Genomic DNA, 18,190 nt, shown 5'->3' on the forward strand with positions numbered 1-18,190 from the left:
TCCCACGTCACGGCTCGAACGGCAGTAGGACCGCCTCGATGAGCTCAGGATCGCGGATCTCCACGTCCTGGAGGAGACCGATGGCGAAGTGCTCCGCGGAGATCTCTTCGGCGGAGAGGATGTACTCGGTCGTCGTCCCGAGCTGCTCGAACAGACCTTCCGCGGAGTCGAGGGAGTGAAGCGCGCCGCTCTCGGGCTCCACCAGCCACAGCTCCAGGTAGTCGAAGAACGATCCACCTTCGTAGTCCGAGCGCGCGATGGTGGCGAGGGCCACGTCCACCGGCGCGCCATCGAATGAAACGCGGATGACCTCCTCGAGGAGCGGATCATCAGGGTTCGTGATTTTCCTGTCCGCCAGGCCCGGCGGAAGGGTCAGGCCCTGGGCGCGGGAAAAGCCGAGCGCCTCATGCGCCGGCCAGCGGACGACGTCGGGGTTCGCGCGGCTCCAGATATGAAACAGCTCGTGCGCCACGGTATGGATCTGAAGGTCGGGATCCAGGCTGAAGAACAGATCGCAAAGGAATACCGTTCCGCTCCGTGTGTAGGCGGCCGACGCTCCTTCTTCCTCGCCATCCGTGCGGACGAAGCGGACCTCCGGGGGATTCGCCGGGGGACGCAGGCCGCGCTCCGCCATCCGGTCGAGGACGGCGTTCACCTGTTCGCCGACGTTCTCCTTCTCGGCCTCGGAGAACGCGAGGACGTGCTCCTGCACGACGCCCAGGTAGTCCTCGACCGCGACGGGCCGCGGAGCGCCCGTCCTGCTCTCCAGATCGAACGCGCTCAAGGCCGAGACGAACTCGTCTCGGCGACTGATCTCCTCACGGGCCTCGTCCTCGCTCAGGAACACCGGCGTCATCGTGGCCGGGATCTCGCCGAGATCGCGGCTGTCCTCCGGGTCGTTTGCCTCGTCGCTGCAGGCGGCCGGCAAGAAGAGGAGCGCCATCACCGCAGGCCAGAACATTGCAGCAGCATTGGTTCGGCGGCGAAGCGCTCTCATCGCCGCATCGCCGTGGGTCGTATCCATGTGGCCTCTTCTCCTGTTCGCGTCCATGGTCTCCGCCTTCATCGGATGGCGCTTGTGCTCCATCAGGTTGGAGCGAGTTCCGAAGGAGTGCCCGGCAGCAGGAGGATCGTTCAAGGCGGCGACTCATGTCCTCGCGCCTCGTTCCGAGCCCGGCGGAGCGCCCGAGCGTGCGGCCCGTGAGGTAGCGCCGGGCGATGCTCGAGATCCGGCTCCTCGTGCGCGTGCGCGACGCCCGGGCGTCAGCCGCTCCGCGCGCGCCGCAGCATCGCGACGCTCGCGAGCGTCGACGCGCTGAGCACGAGCCACATCGCGGCGTACCCCTTGGTGGAGGCGAAGAGCGGACGCAGGAGATCGATGGCCGCGCCGGTGAGCGCGGGCCCAAGGAGCGTCCCGATGCCGCCGCTCACGTCGAAGAGGCCCGCCGCGGCGCCGTGGCTTCGAGCGGGCATCCGCTGCATGAGGATCGCGTAGGGCAGGGTGCTCGCTGCCCCGCCGCAGAAGGCGATGAGCGGGAGCTCCGCGCCGAGGAGGATCGTGGAGCTGGAGAAGGCGGGGAGGGCCAGCCCGAGCCCGAAGACGACGAGCGTGCGCGCGAGGACGCGCGCCGCGCCGTGCCGGTCCGCGAGGTGGCCGCTCACGAGCGTGCCGATGAGGGCCCCCACGGCGACGACGGTCATCGCGCCGGCGATGAACTTCATGCTCTTGCCGAGCCCCTCGGTCAGCCAGAGCACGACGAAGGCCTTCAAGCCGCCGAGCGTGAGCGAGAGGAGCGCGTTGGCGATCATGAGAGCGCGGATGGCCCGGTGGTCACGGAGCAGCGCCCAGACCTCCGCGGCGGGCGAGCGGGAGCCATGCTGGGGGACCGCGGGCGGCCCCGCGGTCCCGCGCAGCCCGAGCACGAGCAGCACGGTCCCGAGGAGCAAGGCGGCGGCCGCGACGAGGTACGGCAGCGGCCGCCAGAGCTCGAGGAGCAGCCCCCCGCCGACGAGCGCGGAGCCGAGGCCCACCTGGCTGAAGATGCCCTGGATCCCCTGCGCGCGGCCGCTCAGGTCCACGGGGACGAGATCGGCGTAGAGCGCGCGGTAGGGCGCGAGGTAGGTGAAATAGGCGGCGTAGAAGAACGACACCTCCACGGCCATGACGGGGAGCGAGCGCGCGAGCGGGATGAGCGCGAGGGCGACCGCCGCGACGGGCGCTGTCGCCATCAGGAACGGGACACGGCGGCCGAACCGGGTGTGGACGCGATCGGAGAAGCCGCCGATCCAGAGGGGGACGAGCAAGGCGACGAGCCCCTCGCCGCCGACGAGCGCGCCGATGCCGGCGCGCGATCCCGTGAACCCGCGCGCGAGCACGGGGAGGTACGTGGAGATGACCGTGAGGGACAGCGACAGCCCCAGGCCGGGGGCGCCGAGGAGAAGGAGGAGGCGTCGCTCCGCGCTCGAGAGCCGCGCCCGCGCCGGCCGCTTCACTCGCCGCTCCGGCGCCGCTGCTCCCGGCGCCACGCGGCCGTCCCGCTGGGCCCGCCGATGGGCCACGCGAGGTCGATCACCACCAGCGAGACGAGCAGCAGGACCGGCATCGCCAGCGCGTGCGCGCGCCAGCGCGCGTACGCGAGCGCGCTCGCGGCGGCGCCCGCCACGAAGCTCGGCCAGATCAGCCCCGTGGCCACGAGGTGTCGCGCCGTCGAGCGCATATCGACGGGGGCATCGCGAGGCCTGGCGAGCAGCTGGGCCAGCTCTTCGGCGAAGTTGGTGAGCATGCCGGTGATGTACGTGGTGCGCACCGTCACGCCGTCGATGCGGCGGAACGTGGCCGTCTGCACCCCCATCGCCAGGCTGACGAGCGACGCCTGCAGATCGAAGGCCCAGGCCGGCTCGAGCGGGACCGGCCCCGCGTGCGCGGTCACGCTCACCCCGGCGAGGAAGCCCACGAGCAGGGCCGCGGTGAGCGCGAGGCCCGGCGCGACCGCGGCGCGCACGCCGCGATGGATGCAGGCCTCGGCGAGCGTGGCGCCGCCCACCACGCCCGCCATGAAGACCACGGCCGGGAGCCCGCGCGTCACGATCGCGCGCGTATCTCCGCGGGCGATGGCCTGGCCGAGCGCGGCGCTGTTGCCCGTCATGTGCGCCGTGTAGAGGTGATCGAGCGACAGCCAGCCGATCACGTCGACGGCCCCGGACACGAAGGCGAGCGCGGCAGCCACGCCGAACCTCGCCTCGATCACGTTCACCGGCCTGCCCACGCCGCCGCGCGATTTGCAATTTTTGCAACCGCTGCGCCACGGATGGCGCCGTGACACCGCGCGATCGTCGCGCCCGGGGCTCAGCGGCGACCACGCCCGCGCGCTCGCTCGGTGAGCGCGTCGGCGCTGGCGGCGTCGCGGCGGTACGTTCGGAGCGCGATCAGGCTGATGAGCCCGCTTCCGCACAGCGAGATGAGCATGACGGAGAAGGTCGCGCGCAGGGGTGACGGGCCGCCGCCGAAGACGTCCTCGGCGACGTACCCGAAGACCACCGGCGCGGCGGCCTCCGCCGCTTTGCGTACCGTCATCCGGACGCCCTCCGCGCGACCCCACAGGTGCGAGGGCACGATGTCGAGCCGCGCCGCGTCGAGCGGAGGGTTGGCGGCCGCGAGCGCGAACGCGGCGAGGAAGTACAGGATCAGCGCGGTGGCGAGCGCGACGGAGAGCAGGCCGAGGAGGAACAGCGCCGCGCTCGCCAGGTACGCGCACGAGGCCACCCAGATGCGCGCCGTGTCGTGCCCGCGGGCGAGCAGCCCATCGACGCCCTTGCCGCCGGCGTAGACGCCGAGGACCGCGCCGGATCCCACGATCGCGGCGACGCCGAGGGCCGCCTGGTGGCTGAGGTGGTAGCGGCCGGTCAGGAGCTCGATGGAGAAGATGCGCAGCCCGCCGAAGAAGTAGTAGCCGAGCGCGGAGCTGATGATCAGGACCAGGTTGGTCGGGATGCGGAGCACGTAGCCGAGCCCCCAGACAAACGACCGCTTGCGCGGGTCGACGTCGCGGACGAGGCGCTCGCGCGGCTCGACGCCGGCGGCGCGCGCCCTGGCGCCGACGCTCTGCGCCGGACGGGGCCACGGCCCCTCGTCGCGTGACGCCGCCGCGCCCGGACGCGCTTCGATGCGTTCCTGGCCTGGCTGGAGCCAGCTCGCGCCGCCGCGCGCCGGCTCGGGGAGGCGATGGATGGCCCACGCCAGAAGGGGCGTCGGCAGCGCGAGGGCCCAGAAGCCGAGGCGCCACGAGATCTCGGCCAACAGTCCCGCGGCGATGACGCCGATCGCCGTGCCGATCAGCTCGCCCGAGAGGATGAAGCCGAACACCCGACCGCGCAGATCGGGTGGAGAGTAGTCGCCGACGAGGGACGCGACGGCGGGCTGCGCGGCCGCGATGACGGCGCCGAGCGCGACCTGCGCGGCGAGGAGGCCGGCGTAGGAGGTCGCGGCGCCGCAGGCGACCATCGCCACGCCCCACAGCACGATCGTCAGCGCCAGGAGCCGCGTCCGCGCCCTGCGATCGACCAGCCAGCCGAACACGATGGTGCCGGCGGCGGCGACGACGGACTCGACCGTGAACAACAGGCCGAGCTTGGTGCTGTCGATGCCGAGCGACCCCTGCAGCGGCGTGGCCATGCCCCCGATCGCGCCGGCGTCGGCGCTGTCGAGCGACAGCACCAGCGCCATCAGGACGATCACCCTGGCCTGCGCTCGCCCTCCGAGCTGTCGCAGCAGCCCATCGCCGATCCGGCGTGCGGAGCGCGTCCGCGGGAGGGGTTCGCTCGGAGGGTCGGTCACCGCCGGAGCACGGATGCCGTGCGGCTCGAGACGGTCTCGTCCCGCTCTGCGGACCATTCGCGATCTTCGGGCCCCCTCGTTGTCATGATTTCCCCCTTCAGCGCCGGGAGCGCTGCCCATGCACCCACGATGCATACGCTGCGCCGCGCGCGCGGGCGGGCTCTCCCGACGGGGCGCGAGAGGTCACCGGACCTGTTGAGCGTGGATGCTCCCTTGCGGCGCGCTGGGCAAACTGGGCGGGCGTGGCGTCGTGCAAGCTCGATTGGGTGAGCCAAAAATGGGTGGCTTTCTGGAAGGCGCTTGAAGCGCCTATCCGCTCCCCGGGCAGCTCGATGCGCTGATGGTCTGGCGAGCCCCCAGCTCGGGAGGCTGCGGCTCCGTGTCCTGGGACCTCCAGCTGTCCGTCCGGCTCAATGCTCTTCGGGCAAACCTGTACATCCATAACCGATGCTCATCGGACGCGTGGAGAGGGCCGATTCCCCTCGACGGCCGTCTTGGATGCGCCACGTTCGTTCAGCCGACCCCGTCGGAGGGGGCCGGACGCGAAGGGGGGAATCCATGCAGCCGCAGATGACGCGCGTCTCGATGGACGCGCTGAAGGTCCTGCCCACGCCCGTGCGCCGCCGCGTGGATGCCGCGGATGCCTGGGTCCCGGAGGGCTACGAGGTCGAGCCCGTCGTGGCGGGGTTATCCTTCCCCTGTGCGCTCTGCTTCGACGAGGACGGCACGCTCTTCTTCGCCGAAGGCGGCAGCACCTGGCCCACCCGACCTTATATGACACCGCGTATCTGGCGCATGGCCCCGGGACGGGCCCCGGAGGTCTTCGCGGTGGAGGACCTGGGCGGTCCCCGCGGTATGGCGGTCCGGGGCGGCTATCTCTACGTCTCGCTCAAGGGCGGCTACAACATGCGGGTCACGCGCCATGACCTGCGGACCAGGGAGCGTATCGTCCTCGTGGACGGGATCCCCTCGGGCGGCTGGCACGAGCCCGGGGGGCCGGTCTTCGGGCCGCATGACGGGATGATGTATTTCGGCCAGGGCTCCGTGGGCTTGCAGGGCGTCGTGGTGCCCGAGGGCTTCACCGTGGACCTCGCCAAGCACCCCCACGCGCACGACGTGCCGGGCCAGGACGTCACGCTCACCGGCAATACCGTATGGGCGCGCGATCCACGCCTGCCGTTCCCCTACTATGCCGAAACCGGACCCTTCCAGCCCTTCGGCACGCCCGTGACGAGGGGCCAGGTCGTCAAGGGCGAGCTCAAGTGCAATTCGGCCGTCTGGCGCTCGCGGCCCGACGGGAGCGAGCTCGAGCTCCTCGCCTGGGGCATCCGCAACCCCTTTGGACTTGCCTTCGGGGAAGACGGCCACCTCTACGCCACCGACAACGACTTCGAGGAGAAGGGCGAGCGCTCCATCGGCGAGGACCCGGACCGCATCTGGCGGATCAAGAACGCTCGGGTGCCGCCCGGCGAGGTCAAGGAGCCCGAGTGGTTCGGCTATCCGGACCTCTGCGGCGACGGCCTCCCCGTCTGGCACGATCTCCACCGGCCGATCCGGGGTAAAGCGGCCGAGCCCTTTCTTGAAAACCCGCCGCCTTGGGCCGGCCCCGCCGTCTTCCTGTTCCCGCCGCACACGGCGCTCGGCAAGCTCACCTTCAGCCGCTCGGACGCGTTCGGCTTCCGCGGCCATGCGTTCGTCTGCCAGTTCGGCACCTATGCGCCGCTCAACACCAACCGCGAGGCTGCGCTGGGCCGGGGCTTCCAGGTCGTCCGCTGCGACATCGCGGCCGGCGCCGGTGAGCCCTTCCTGCGAAACCGAGCTCCCGGTCCCGCTTCCGGCACGCCGGGCAGCGGTGGAATCGAGCGGCCCGTGGATTGCGCGTTCAGCCCGGATGGCAAGAGCCTTTATGTGCTCGACTTCGGCAACAACACGGCAAACCGCAGCTACGTGGTCGCCTACGCCCATACGGGCGTGATCTGGCGCGTGACCAGGCGGTGAGGAAGGGAAATAGGATGGATGGAATCGAAGCGGCCGATCCCGAGGGCGCCGGACCTGCGGCGCTCGAAGGCCCCTACCTCCTGAATCTCCACGGTGAGACCTGGGGCGCGCACCTCGATCGTGCGGCCAGGTGGCTCGCCCATGTCATCACGGCGCAGACGGCCTTCCGCAACGCCCTGGAGATCGCCGTCCCCAAGGTGGAAGAGCCCAACATCCGCCAGTTCCTCTCGGAGATCCTCGACCGCGCGCGGAGGCACGAGGAGGTGGCCCACCGCCTTCCCCGCACGATCGGCCGCGAGGCGGCGGAGGGGACGCGAGGCCTCGCGGGCGTCGTGATGGACGTGGCGCGCAGGGCGCTCGACGCCGTCGAGGGGATCGCTGGGGGCGCCAAGGGCAACTGGAAGGAGCTCCACCACCTTCTCATGCTCAATCTCGACGCCATGGGCGCCTTCGCCATTGCCGAGCAGCTGGGTCTCGCCCTTGCCCATCACGAGCTGCGCGACCTCGCCTTCGATGTCGAGGCCGAGAAGTCCACCGACCAGCTCATCCTCAAGGAGCTGATGCTGGAGATGGCGGCGGTCTCGATTCTCTACGGCGAGCGGGTCTGAGGGCACAGGTTCAGGGCCAAGCGGACCGCGCCGACGGGCTCGACGGTGGTCATCGACCCCGACCTGACGGCAGAATTCTAGCACGGTGCATGTAGAGCACCCGGGTCGCGCGCCGGTGCACACGTGCTTGCCTCGTGGCGGAGATCGAGGGTGGTGAGCCGGGTCGTTCGCCGCGCAGGAGCTGCACGGCGTTCCTCGTCGCCTCCGCGGAGGAGGGGAGGCGCCGGCGGCGCTCAGCGCCGTGCGGGCAGCGAGCGGAGACAGACCTCGATCCCGGCGCGCAGATTGCCGTGCGTGGTGACGCCGGAGAGGTCGACCCCGATGCCGCACATGGATTGGGCGACGGCGGGCCCGATGCCGGTGAGGACGCCGCTCGCGCCGAGCAGGCGGATCGCGCGGACGATGCGGACGAGGTGGTCGGCCGTCGCGGCGTCGACGCTCTCGATGCCGGTGACGTCGATGATGGCGAAGCGAGCGCCAGTGCGCACGACCTCGTCGAGGAGCTTGCTGGTGACGTCGGAAGCGCGGGTGTCGTCGAGCGCGCCGATGAGGGGCACGGCGAGCACGCCCTCGGCGACCTGGAGGATGGGCGTGGACAGGGCGCGGATGAGCGCCTGCTGGCGCTGGATGACCGCGAGCTGAGCGGCGATGGCCTGCTTCTGCCGCTCGAGCTCGGCGATGGTGGCGGTCATGTGCTCCTCGTGCTCCCGCTGCGCCGTGATGTCCGTTCCAATGGCGAGGATGTGCGCCGTGCCGTCCTGCTCGACGAGAGGCACCTTGACGACGGACATCCACCGCGTCTTGCTGTTCGGGCGCGTGACGGGGTGAACCCTCGAGACCGGCTGCATGCGCGAGAGCACCTCCCGGTCCATCTCGCCGATGACGGAGAGCTCGGCGTGGGAGCGCGGCAGATCGGTAACGGTCTTGCCCACCGCGGCGTCCACCGTGGTGTCGTACAGCTCAGCATAGCTCTTGCTGACGAGCTTCATCTTGCCGTCCCGATCCTTGACCGTGACGACGATCGGGATGGTGTCGAGCACGAGGCGGATGAACTGCCGCTCGCGCTCGAGGGCGAGCTCTGCCTCCTTGAGCGCGGTGGTGTCGATCCGCAGGCCGACGAAGCTGCCGTCGGCGAGGCGGCCGCTCTTGAGGGCGATCCAGCGGTCCCCGAACCGCCGCATGTAGACGTCCCCGGGGCTGCGATGCTCCGCGAGGCGAGCGGCGACCCACTCGTCTTCGCTGAGGCCGCTGTGGAGGTGAATCCCGTTCCGGCAGCCCTCGCGGACGACGTCTTCGAACGTATTGCCTATCTGCATGGCGGCGGCGCATTCGGGGTAGAGCGACTTGTACGCCGTGTTGAAGAAGCGGAGCCGATCCTCGGCATCGTAGATGACGAAGCCGACGTCGAGCGCCTCGATGGCGTCGTTGATGCGCGCTCCTCGATCGCGCGCCGCCAGCTCGGCCCGGCGCTGCTCGGTCACGCCGCGCAGCGCGAGGAGCACCCCGGCGCACGCGCCCGCGGGGTCGACGAGCGGGCTGAGGCTCCCCTCGGCGAGGACGACGCGCTCGTTCGCGAGGTGGAGGGTGAAGTCGGGCGGCAGGGCGCGCGGGGCGCGATCGCGGAGCACCTGCTCGAGCAGCGCGCCGAGGGGCGGATCGGGCCGAAGCGCCTCATCGACGGGCGCTCCGCGCGCCGTCGCCCCGGGCGTGGAGGACAGGCGCTCGGCGGCGGGGTTCAGCGCCAGGATCCGGCCGCTTTCGTCGAGCAAGAGCAGCGGATCGACGCTGCAGGTGAAGGCGAGCGAGTAGAGATCGACAGGAGCGTCGCTAGGCATCGGGAGCAGCGTAGAGCAAGATCTCCTTACGGTGTTGGCCTCGGTGACCCCATGGCGCGTCCGCAGACAGCGGAGCTTCCGCCGAGCTCGGCGTGGCTCGAGCCTTGAACCGCCGTACGATCGCGGCCGCCGACGCGCCGCCTCCTGGACGACCACGTGCCGTGGCACACCGGCAGCCGTCCTGGCATTGCCCGCCCATGCACCCACACGCTGCGTGATCCACCCTCCATTCCTTGCCTCTTCGCTGAGCTCCTTCGAGCGCCGAGCGATCCGGTTTACGAGGTGGACTCTGCACGTTCCATCTCGGCCCCTTCGCAGAGGCGGCCGCGGCCTCGGGCACATCGTGACGGGGATCGAGGGCCCTCGGGGATGAGGTGGGGGCCCGGGTCGTTCACGAGGCGATCGGTCGGCTGCTCGGCCTGACGCCGGCACCGAACGGGCGAGCAAGGGCGCGTCGACAGTAGCAGGCCACGAAGACGAGGCGTCAGAGTGCGATAGACGCGGAGATCCCCGTAGGCCGAACCGCGTCGTCACGAGCCGCTTCGCCATGGATTTGGCACGACCCAGGGACCGCCAACCCCTGGGAGCGCGGCGGGCCGACGACGCGCCCGCTCCGATCAACGACCTGGCGAGTCCGAGCTGCCACGCGACCGGGAGAAGGCGGCCCCAACATCGCCGCCGCGGAGAGGCACAACGTGCTCTTGATGGGTGCACCGGGCTCCGGGGGAGCCGGCAACACGATCTGGCCACGCGTGGAGGCCAACGTCCGCACAGACATGGGCGGCGCGCAAGCGCGATTCTCCTAGAGCACGGACGGCACCCGATTCACCAGCCTGGGCAACACGCTCAACATGAACAAGGATTGGCAATACTTCCTGGGCTATCGCTCCGGCATCTTCAATCACGCCACGCAGCCTTTAGGGGGCTCGGTGAACGTTGCTTCCTTCGAGGTAACCACGGCGTGACATGCGCGCCGGCCCAAGGAGGCGGGCGCCTCCATCGACGCCATTGGCTGCCAGGCCCACGGCACGGGTGACCTGTCCGCCGCCACCGTGAAGCGGTTCATCGACGAGATCACCTCCGAGACCAGCTGTCTGGCGACACCTGACGAAGCTCCGGGAGAGCGGCGAGGTCGAAGAATGGTCATGAGCACAATATCGATCCAACGCAAGGTCCTCATCATGGCACCATCGCTCTGTGGTGCGACAGTGTTTTCGTCCGGCGCCATGGCCACGGGCGACGCTGGCGCCGCCCCTGCGGACAACGCCAGCGAGGACGAGGGCGGGCGCGCCTGCCGGGTCGAATCGGGGCCCAGCTCCCCGGCGGGCGCGGTCGCCGCCCTGGTCGCGCTGGGCGCGGTCGTGGCGCAGCGGCGTGCGCGAAAGGCAGGTGCGAGTTGAATCGCCGAGGCGTGCGGGGGCTGAGCGTGTCCGGTTCGAGGCGAGCGGCGCGACCACCGGCGGCTGACGATCCACTCAGCGCAAAGCCGGAGGACGAGGCCCGACCGGGGACGTCACGCCGATCCGCCCCTGCGCGGCCGAGATCGGGCCCGGCCAATGGCAGGGCTCCGCTCGCGCGGCGCATCAGGAGAAGCGGGCGCCGGGGTGCGGTCGTGGTGGATGTCGATACCATTCCCCCCGCGCGCGACTAAGCTTGGCCCCGATGGACGAAAACTCTCCTCCCGAGGGGCGCATCAAGAGAGGCGGGCGCCGTGCCGCGGTCATGGTCGACGTGGCCAAGCTCGCCGGCGTCTCGTACCAGACGGTCTCGCGGGTCCTGCACGACAGCCCCCACGTGCATCGGGACACGCGGGAGCGCGTGCTCGACGCGATCCGCCAGCTCGACTACCGCCCGAGCTCCGTGGCGCAGGCGCTCGTCACCGGGCGCTCGCGGACGCTCGGCGTGGTCAGCTTCAACACGACGCATTACGGCCCGGCGTCGACGCTCCACGGGCTCGAGACGGCGGCGCACGACGCCGGGTACGGCGTCAGCGTCGTCAGCCTGAAATCGCTCAGCCGCGCGCCGGTGGTGGATGCGGTGAAGAGGCTGTGCGATCAGGGCACCGACGGCATCATGATCATCGCCCCGCTGCGGTCGGCGGTGGACGCGCTCCGCCACGTCACCTCCGACGTGCCGGTGGTCGCCGTCGAGGGGGGGCCGGACGATTCGGTCCCGGTGGTCGCCGTCGACCAGCACGGCGGCGCGACGGCCGCGACCCGCCATCTCCTCGACCTGGGTCACCGGACGGTGTGGCACATCGCCGGTTCGATCGAGTCGCTCGAGGCCGAGCAGCGCATCGACGGCTGGCGTTCGACGCTGGAGGCCGCGGGCGTCGAGCCGCCGCCTCTCCTGCGCGGCGACTGGAGCGCACGCTCGGGCTACGAGCTCGCCCCGCAGCTGGCGCGCACGCCAGGCGTCACCGCCGTGTTCGTGGCCAACGACCAGATGGCGCTGGGCGTGCTCCGCTACCTCCACGAGATCGGACGCGCGGTGCCGCGGGACATCAGCGTCGTCGGCTTCGACGACATCCCGGAGGCGGCCTACTTCACGCCTCCGCTCACCACCGTCCGCCAGGACTTCTCCGAGCTGGGGCGCAGGTGCCTCCACTTGCTGCTCGGGCAGATCGAGAGCGGCCGCCGCTCCTGCTCGCGCCTCGTGGTCGATGCCGAGCTGATCTTGCGCAAGAGCACCGCCGCGGTCCCCCGGAACCGATGAGCGCTCCAGCCTGCCAGCTTCGTCTGCACGCATCCGCTCACGGATCAGAAACCCGTGATAGATCCGATAAGGCAGTGGAATATCCACCGCAGCCATGAGGCGCTTGTCCTCGTCGGGGTATAGAGGGCTTGGGGCCTTGTTGTTGTCCGCCTCGGGAACCCTCCGCCCGGGCCGCCTCGCCATCCCCGAGGGCGACGGCGCGGCTCAGGATGCCGGCGAGCGAGGCAACCACGGCGATCCGAGGGGAGGGAGAACCCTGGCGGGACTGTTCCGCGGCGCTGAACCGTCGCGATCCCTCGCTTCCCCGGGGATTTTGGGAGAGCGTGACGACGGATCGCACCCCCTCGGAAGGCGTGGGCCCAACCCGGGCCCAAGCGTCAAGCCTCGGGTCCGGGGAGAGCGCCGTGATCGATCCGTCGCCTCGCGCCACCGTGATCGCCTCGCTCGCCGGCACACTGAGCCGCGCCGTCGCCCTCGGGGACGAGGTGGCGGCCCGGGTCGTTCACGAGACGATCGGTCGGCTGCTCGGGCTGCCGGTGGCACCGGAGGGGTGAGCAAGCTTGGTCCGAACGTCGATCCCGCCGCTCGCGTCGACTCGCTGCCGGAGCCTTGCCGCTCGCCAGTGCCCGCAGGCTCTACTGGGATCGCCCGCGCGGGCGCTCTGCGTTCTCGCGCGCCGACATATTTCCCGAGGATCTCGTAGTCGCAGAGCAGGACGTAGAGCCTGGAGACCTCGGTGCTCATGACCCGAGCGGCGGCGAGAGGCGGGCGGCCTCGGGGGACAGATCGATGCTCACCATCATGTTCGGCTCAATCGTAGAAAAGATCGGGGAGGTGGTCGAATCTCCTCGAGGAGGTGGAGAGATGGCCGGACCTCCTCGGAGAGATGGCCGGACTTCCTCGGGGAGATGGCTGCACCTCCTCGGGGAGATGGCGGATTGGTCCGAGTCTGCTCAAGTTGAGCAGACTCGGCGCAAGCGACACCTTGCTTGCCGGGCATTTTCCCCGGGATCTCACGCCTGTCCAGGAAGCCTCGAGCGCTGGCTCCCATCTTGCTCTGTCCGCGCCCACCTGAACGGAGAGCGGAAATTCATGCGAACGCTGAAGATCCCGGCGGTGATGCTCGGCACCTGGCTGGCCGCGGCCAGCGCGGGTTGCGAGAACAGCGCCGAGGAGCCGAAGCCGGGGCCCACGGGCTCCAGCACCACGACGAGCAGCGGTGGTCACGGCGGCGAGGGCCAGGGCGGGCAGGGCGGCGACGGCGGGCAGGGCGGCGACGGCGGGCAGGGCGGCGACGGCGCCGGCGGGCAGGGCGGCACGGGGGGGCAGGGCGGCGATGGGGCCGGCGGGCATGGCGGGGGAGAGCCCAGCACGTTCTGCCAGCCCGACGCCCTGGCGTCTTGCTACACCGGCCCGGCCGGCACCCAGGGCGTGGGCGCCTGCGCGGCGGGCTTCATGATCTGCGACGCGCTGGGCTCGGGCTATGGCCCGTGCACCGGCGAGGTCCTGCCCTCGGCCGAGGCGTGCGGCACGATCACCGACGACGATTGCGACGGGCAGGTCAACGAGGAGGACGCGGGGTGCGCCTGCGTCCCGGGATCGGCGCAGCCTTGTTATGGCGGCCCCGCGGGCACCGAGGGCGTGGGCGCCTGCCACGCGGGCACGCAGACATGCAACGCGCTGGGGACGGGCTACGAGGCCTGCACGGGCGAGGTGCTGCCCTCGGTCGAGACGTGCACGAGCGCCGCGGACGACGATTGCGACGGGCAGGCCAACGAGGAGGGCGCGGGGTGCGTCTGCGTCCCGGGGTCGACCGTGCCGTGCTACCAGGGCCCCGCGGGGACCGAGGGCGTGGGCGTCTGCCACGCGGGCGTGCGCACCTGCAACGCGCAGGGTACGGGCTATGGCTGGTGCACCGGCCAGAGGGTGCCCGACGAGGTGGAGTGGTGCGCGAGCCCCCAGGACGAGAACTGCGACGGGCTGGTGAACCCCTCCTGCGCGCCGGTGACGCTGGCGGCGGGGAGCGCGCACTCGCTCGCGGTGCGCTCCGACGGCACGATCTGGGGCTGGGGCGACAACGGCGATTACCAGGTCAGCGTCTACCAGGACGCCGGGGTCTATGGAGATCCGTTCTTCGTCCAGAAGATGAGCGGCGTGACCGACGTCGCCGCGGGTTACGGGCACTCGCTGGCCCTGCTCGCGGACGGCACCGTCCGGGCCTGGGGTACCAACTACGGCGGCCAGCTCGGGACCACCACGACCATCCCCGATCTCGTCGTGGTGCCCGGCCTCGACCAGGTGATCGACGTGGCGGCGGGGCGATATCACTCGATGGCGCTGCGGTCGGACGGCACGGTCTGGACCTGGGGCGATAGCTCCTCCGGCCAGCTCGGGGACGGCACCGTCGGCTGGCGCGCGACCCCGGCGCCCGTGCCCGGCCTGAGCAACGTCGTCGCCATCGCGGCGGGCGACATCCACGCGCTGGCCGTGCTCGCCGACGGCACGGTGTGGGCCTGGGGCGAGGGATCGCAGGGGCAGCTCGGCGACGGCGCGTCGGCCGACAGCGCGGTCCCGGTGCAGGTCTCGGGGCTCGACGGGGCGATCGCGGTGGCCGCGGGGACCTGGCACTCGCTGGCGCTGCGCTCGGACGGCACCGTGCGGGCCTGGGGCGAGGGGTCCGAGGGCCAGCTCGGGCAGGGCGTGGCGGCCGACAGCGCGGTGCCGGTGCCCGTCGCGGGGCTCGACGCGGTGACCGCGATCGCCGCGGGGATGGGGCACTCGCTGGCGCTGCGCTCGGACGGCACCGCCCGGGCCTGGGGGAGCAACGGCAGCGGGCAGCTCGGCAACCCGGGCTATTCGTGGTCGCAGCCGCATCCCACCCCGGTGCCCGTGCTCCTCGACCAGATCACCGCCATCGCCGCGGGCGACATGTACGCGCTGGCGCTGCGCGCCGACGGGACCCGCTGGGCCTGGGGCGACAACGACAGCGGGCAGCTCGGCTACCACGATGTAGGATCGTCCGTCGGGGTCCCGGTGGAGGTGTGGCCGCACTGGTGAGCGCGGTGTTGCCGAGCCAGCTCATGGATGGCCGAGCTTCTCCAGCACGCTCTCCCAGCGCCGACGCGGCGGCCGCCGTACTGGAAGAGCACCGTTCTGCGCCGCAAGGCGCTCGGTGACCCGGCCGGCACCGGCACGTTCACGGAGGGCGCGACGATGACGAAGGCGGCAGGGGACGCTACGTCCATCGCCGTGCCGGCCAGCGCCGGAACGTACAAGCTGCATGTCGTCGATGCGCAGGCAAAAAATCTCGGTGGATCGGCGGCGCAGCTGCGGGTGCGCTCACATGCCGCGGTGGGCGCTACAGCAGTGGCGCCCACCTTGCTTCCCCGACCGGCCGTAGCAGCGGGCGCTGGCGAGCGAGGCTACCGCGAGCGTACCTGAGCTCAGACGCGACGCGCCAGCTGCTGCAGCCACCATTCGAGCAGCCGCGAGCGGCGGCCGAGCTCGGCGCGCGGCGGCATCGAACGGCGTGGGCACGTCATCAGATACACGACTGCTTGCATGCCTTCGAGCGCGGTCTCCACGCTCTCGCGTCGCTGAACGCCGAACTCGACCCAGCTTCGCTCTGGTCCCCGCTTCAAACCGCAATCGAGGTGTCGAGCCCGAAGATCTCGTCCACGCGGACATCTGCGCAGGTTTCTCGAGACTCTGGGCGTCAGTCGTCCCATTCGCAAATGTATGAGGTGTCGATGTTGCCGTCGTCCCAGGTGCCGTCGGCGACCATCTTCACCCAGCGCTCGTTCGCGGGGTTGTCCGGCTGGCCCGGCTGCCAGTGCGTGTAGGTCACCGGGCTGCCATTGATCCACTCGTAGTGATTGACGTCCTTCAAGTTGTTCATGCCCATCCACGGGCGGGTGGTGCCCGCGAGCGTCAGCACGAAGGCATCTTCTGGCTGACTCTCGATGCAGACCAAACGCGTCGCAGCACCCGGACTCATGGGGGATGGGGATACAGATCGGGTTGATTGTGAACGTTCACATTTTTGGTGTCAATTCAAACCCACGGGCTCGGCGATCGGCACGAGCCGTTCGCGGATCTCCCCTCGGTGGTCCCGGTTCAGGTTGACCCCACCGCCGTCCTCCGACGGCGACGATCAAGGTCGAAACTGCAACTGCCAGAGCAACCAGGGAAGTCCCGACGGACTCCCCCCAATCGGCCCTGCCGACCGCGCACGATCCAGAATCAGCGCTTCACGCGCGCTTCCGTTTCCGTGGCGGCGCAGGCTCGCCCAGGACGGGGCGTTGTTCGGCGTGCTGACGCGCCTCTTCGTCGAGAGCGTCGAGCGGTTCACGAAGAGCGCGCCGCGCGCCGAGGCGCGTGCGGCGCGGTCAGGAGCGGCGCGGTGACCCTCGTGCAACGCACGTCCGGCGACATGCCGCTCAATCCGCATCTGCACGTGGTTTTCCTCGACGGGGCTTATCACGAAGACGGCACCGAGCTCGTGTGGAACGAACTCGGTCACCTGCGAACGCGCGAGGTCGGTCAGGTCCTAGAGCACGCCGTCGGGCGGATGCTCCGAACCCTCCGGCGGCACGGGCATCTCGAGATCGAGCACGACGTCGAGGAGGACGACGAGCCCGAGGCAGCGCTCTGCGCCTCCGCCGTCTCGGGACGAGAGCCGCGCCATACGTCGTCGCCCCGCAATGGCTCCGCGGGCTCTCGCCCTCTTCTCCGAGCGCGCTCGCGTACGACAAGCCGCTGTGCGCTGCGCTCGATGGCTTCACCTCGCACGCAGCGACGCGCGCCGGTGCGCACCATGCCGCGGCGAGGGAGGCGCTGCTGCGTTACGTGCTGCGACCCCCGATCGCAAAGGAGCGCGTCGAGCCGCAGCAGGACGGCCTGGTGCGGCTGTCGCGGAGGCGCGCCTTCGCTGACGGGACTGCCCTTGTGGACATGGATCCGCTCTCGCTCGTGGGCCGCCTCGCGGCCAGCGTCCCGCCGCCGCGCTTTCACACCGTCAAGTACGCTGGCGTGCTCGCCTCGGCAAGTCGCCCACGTTGGCGCGCAAGCGCATCGGACCGCGCCCTGCGAAGCCAGAAGAGCCTACCACTACTGTGTCAGCGCGGCGCGGACACGAACCAATGCGCGCTGCGGCGTAACGGCGGGCGGTGGCACGCAGGGCAACGAGGCAGCCACGCGATCAAGGCGCGAGCGATCGCGCGGCGAACGGTCGCGAGCGAGTCGGCGAAGTGACGCTCAGGCCGCGAAGCGGAGCGGGTGGGCGTGACCTTCGGCGTCTGCCGAGGGAAAAAAAGACCGATCACGCTCGGCCACGATGAAGGCGTAACAGCACAGGACGACGGAAACATGGTGGTGCCAGCCTCGGAATCGCCGCCCTTCGAAGTGATCGAGCCCCAGCTCGCCCTTCATCTCTTCGTAGGCCTGCTCAGTTCGGTAGCGCTCCTTGTACTGGCGTACGATCTGCTTCTTGGACATCTTGGTCCCCAGCGTCGTGACCGCGAACTTCGAGGGATCGCTTTCGCCGAACGGCCACTCGATGAGCAGCCACAGCGGTTCGTGCTCCTCGACCGGGATGCCATCGTCAATCGTCATTGGCGAGCCGAACGCGGCGCAAGGCGAACCGCGACGCGAGCTTCTTGCCCGTACCTTCGCGCCATGTGATCCGACGAAACGCCTTTTTGCCAAGCTTGCGCGCGAGCTCGTCGGCTGTCATGGGCGTCTTGTTCCAGCGCCCGCCGGGACCGAGGGCGACGACCATCGTCGTCGAGTCCACACCGACGGGGTAGTCGAAGCCGAGCAGGCGCACGGTGTCGCGAAACTTTGCCGAGCGACCGTAGACGGCGTCCGCAAGCACGAGCTGACCCGGCACGTTGTCGGCCGCAGCGCGCTCGATCGCGTCGAGTGCCAGATCCACCTTGCTCTTGAACTGAATGCCGTCAGGGATCTGCGCTTCGCGCCGGCGACTTGGATCGTTGGCACACTCCCAACGCGGCGATCGGCTCAACGCTCTTGCGTTCCAGATCGCTGAGAAGCCCCAGCGTGTAGCTCGCAAACGCCTCCCGGCGCTTGGGATGACCGAGGACCGTGCCAATGCCGTCAATGTACTGCTGAAGCCGCTCCTCCGCTGCGGCGTCCATGATGTATTCCATAGTCCACCGCGACGCCCGCGGCCTGCATCG

Annotated in this window: 20 protein-coding genes and 1 pseudogene; 9 read left to right on the top strand and 12 right to left on the bottom strand. The window is 70.4% G+C overall.

Translation table 11 applies throughout. The features are described 5' to 3' along the window. Positions 1-7: 7 nt before the first annotated feature. The 4 genes from WMF14_RS06935 to WMF14_RS06950 form a co-directional block, all read right to left on the bottom strand. Entirely contained in the window at positions 8-961 is a 954-nt protein-coding gene (locus WMF14_RS06935) for a hypothetical protein (protein ID WP_437799425.1), read from the bottom strand. Positions 962-1,263: 302 nt separating this feature from the next. Beyond that, positions 1,264-2,493 carry an MFS transporter gene (locus WMF14_RS06940; RefSeq protein WP_437799427.1) on the bottom strand — a complete coding sequence of 410 codons (1,230 nt, stop codon included), beginning with the start codon at positions 2,491-2,493 and terminating at the stop codon, positions 1,264-1,266. Beyond that, positions 2,490-3,266 (bottom strand): YoaK family protein, encoded by a 777-nt coding sequence (locus WMF14_RS06945; RefSeq protein WP_437799429.1) that lies wholly within the window; start codon positions 3,264-3,266, stop codon positions 2,490-2,492. Before WMF14_RS06945 ends, WMF14_RS06940 begins: the two co-directional genes overlap by 4 nt. 80 nt (positions 3,267-3,346) lie before the next feature. Continuing rightward, a complete protein-coding gene (locus WMF14_RS06950) occupies positions 3,347-4,735 on the bottom strand; it encodes an MFS transporter (RefSeq protein ID WP_437799431.1) in 1,389 nt (462 codons plus the stop codon). Positions 4,736-5,392: 657 nt separating this feature from the next. On the opposite strand from WMF14_RS06950, the gene WMF14_RS06955 reads away from it, so the two are divergent. Together WMF14_RS06955 and WMF14_RS06960 are read left to right on the top strand one after the other, a co-directional pair. After that, on the top strand, positions 5,393-6,832 hold the full coding sequence (locus WMF14_RS06955) for a PQQ-dependent sugar dehydrogenase (RefSeq protein WP_437799433.1): 1,440 nt from the start codon (positions 5,393-5,395) through the stop codon (positions 6,830-6,832). 14 nt (positions 6,833-6,846) lie between these two features. Then, complete coding sequence (locus WMF14_RS06960; protein WP_437799435.1) at positions 6,847-7,440, top strand: hypothetical protein; 594 nt, start codon at positions 6,847-6,849, stop codon at positions 7,438-7,440. Between the two features lie 233 nt (positions 7,441-7,673). Here the strand turns inward: WMF14_RS06960 and WMF14_RS06965 are convergent, their stop codons facing one another. Further along, positions 7,674-9,275 carry a PAS domain-containing protein gene (locus WMF14_RS06965; protein ID WP_437799437.1) on the bottom strand — a complete coding sequence of 534 codons (1,602 nt, stop codon included), beginning with the start codon at positions 9,273-9,275 and terminating at the stop codon, positions 7,674-7,676. 1,226 nt (positions 9,276-10,501) lie between these two features. Here WMF14_RS06965 and WMF14_RS06970 point away from each other — a divergent pair. The 5 genes from WMF14_RS06970 to WMF14_RS06990 all read left to right on the top strand — a co-directional run bounded on the left by WMF14_RS06970 (position 10,502) and on the right by WMF14_RS06990 (position 15,431). Continuing rightward, a complete protein-coding gene (locus WMF14_RS06970) occupies positions 10,502-10,675 on the top strand; it encodes an MYXO-CTERM sorting domain-containing protein (RefSeq protein WP_437804155.1) in 174 nt (57 codons plus the stop codon). 262 nt (positions 10,676-10,937) lie between these two features. Then, complete coding sequence (locus WMF14_RS06975) at positions 10,938-11,990, top strand: LacI family DNA-binding transcriptional regulator (protein ID WP_437799439.1); 1,053 nt, start codon at positions 10,938-10,940, stop codon at positions 11,988-11,990. A gap of 404 nt (positions 11,991-12,394) precedes the next feature. Further along, entirely contained in the window at positions 12,395-12,544 is a 150-nt protein-coding gene (locus WMF14_RS06980) for a hypothetical protein (protein ID WP_437799441.1), read from the top strand. A 538-nt stretch (positions 12,545-13,082) separates the two neighbouring features. Then, positions 13,083-15,047, top strand: a complete 1,965-nt coding sequence (locus tag WMF14_RS06985; RefSeq protein WP_437799443.1) for an RCC1 domain-containing protein — start codon at positions 13,083-13,085, stop codon at positions 15,045-15,047. A 27-nt stretch (positions 15,048-15,074) separates the two neighbouring features. Beyond that, a complete protein-coding gene (locus WMF14_RS06990) occupies positions 15,075-15,431 on the top strand; it encodes a hypothetical protein (protein ID WP_437799445.1) in 357 nt (118 codons plus the stop codon). A gap of 2 nt (positions 15,432-15,433) precedes the next feature. Here the strand turns inward: WMF14_RS06990 and WMF14_RS06995 are convergent, their stop codons facing one another. From WMF14_RS06995 to WMF14_RS07005, 3 genes are all read right to left on the bottom strand, one after another. After that, a complete protein-coding gene (locus WMF14_RS06995; protein WP_437799447.1) occupies positions 15,434-15,574 on the bottom strand; it encodes a hypothetical protein in 141 nt (46 codons plus the stop codon). 131 nt (positions 15,575-15,705) lie between these two features. Beyond that, entirely contained in the window at positions 15,706-15,987 is a 282-nt protein-coding gene (locus WMF14_RS07000) for a lectin-like protein (protein WP_437799449.1), read from the bottom strand. A gap of 156 nt (positions 15,988-16,143) precedes the next feature. After that, positions 16,144-16,512: a hypothetical protein gene (locus tag WMF14_RS07005; protein WP_437804468.1), complete on the bottom strand. Its 369-nt coding sequence runs from the start codon at positions 16,510-16,512 to the stop codon at positions 16,144-16,146. Here WMF14_RS07005 and WMF14_RS07010 point away from each other — a divergent pair. Then, positions 16,447-16,581 (top strand): annotated as a pseudogene (locus WMF14_RS07010) (hypothetical protein); the annotation flags it as partial. The gene WMF14_RS07005 and the pseudogene WMF14_RS07010 sit on opposite strands and share 66 nt — an antisense overlap. On the opposite strand, the gene WMF14_RS07015 reads toward WMF14_RS07010, so the two are convergent. After that, positions 16,540-16,677, bottom strand: a complete 138-nt coding sequence (locus WMF14_RS07015; RefSeq protein ID WP_437804470.1) for a hypothetical protein — start codon at positions 16,675-16,677, stop codon at positions 16,540-16,542. The pseudogene WMF14_RS07010 and the gene WMF14_RS07015 overlap by 42 nt on opposite strands. A 71-nt stretch (positions 16,678-16,748) precedes the next feature. Between WMF14_RS07015 and WMF14_RS07020 the strand changes: the two genes are divergently transcribed. Then, the gene (locus WMF14_RS07020; protein WP_437804157.1) at positions 16,749-17,243 is read left to right on the top strand and encodes a transposase; all 495 of its coding nucleotides are present in this window, start codon (positions 16,749-16,751) and stop codon (positions 17,241-17,243) included. 3 nt (positions 17,244-17,246) lie between these two features. Here the strand turns inward: WMF14_RS07020 and WMF14_RS07025 are convergent, their stop codons facing one another. From WMF14_RS07025 to WMF14_RS07035, 3 genes are read right to left on the bottom strand one after another with little or no spacing between them, the layout of a single operon-like run. Continuing rightward, entirely contained in the window at positions 17,247-17,603 is a 357-nt protein-coding gene (locus tag WMF14_RS07025; protein ID WP_272100911.1) for a transposase, read from the bottom strand. Continuing rightward, on the bottom strand, positions 17,593-18,015 hold the full coding sequence (locus WMF14_RS07030; RefSeq protein WP_437616374.1) for a transposase: 423 nt from the start codon (positions 18,013-18,015) through the stop codon (positions 17,593-17,595). Before WMF14_RS07030 ends, WMF14_RS07025 begins: the two co-directional genes overlap by 11 nt. Then, complete coding sequence (locus WMF14_RS07035; RefSeq protein ID WP_437328969.1) at positions 17,948-18,148, bottom strand: hypothetical protein; 201 nt, start codon at positions 18,146-18,148, stop codon at positions 17,948-17,950. Before WMF14_RS07035 ends, WMF14_RS07030 begins: the two co-directional genes overlap by 68 nt. Between the last annotated feature and the right edge of the window lie 42 nt (positions 18,149-18,190).

Origin of the sequence: Sorangium sp. So ce693 (genome assembly GCF_051521375.1) — a bacterium.
Lineage (GTDB): Bacteria > Myxococcota_A > Polyangia > Polyangiales > Polyangiaceae > Sorangium > Sorangium atrum.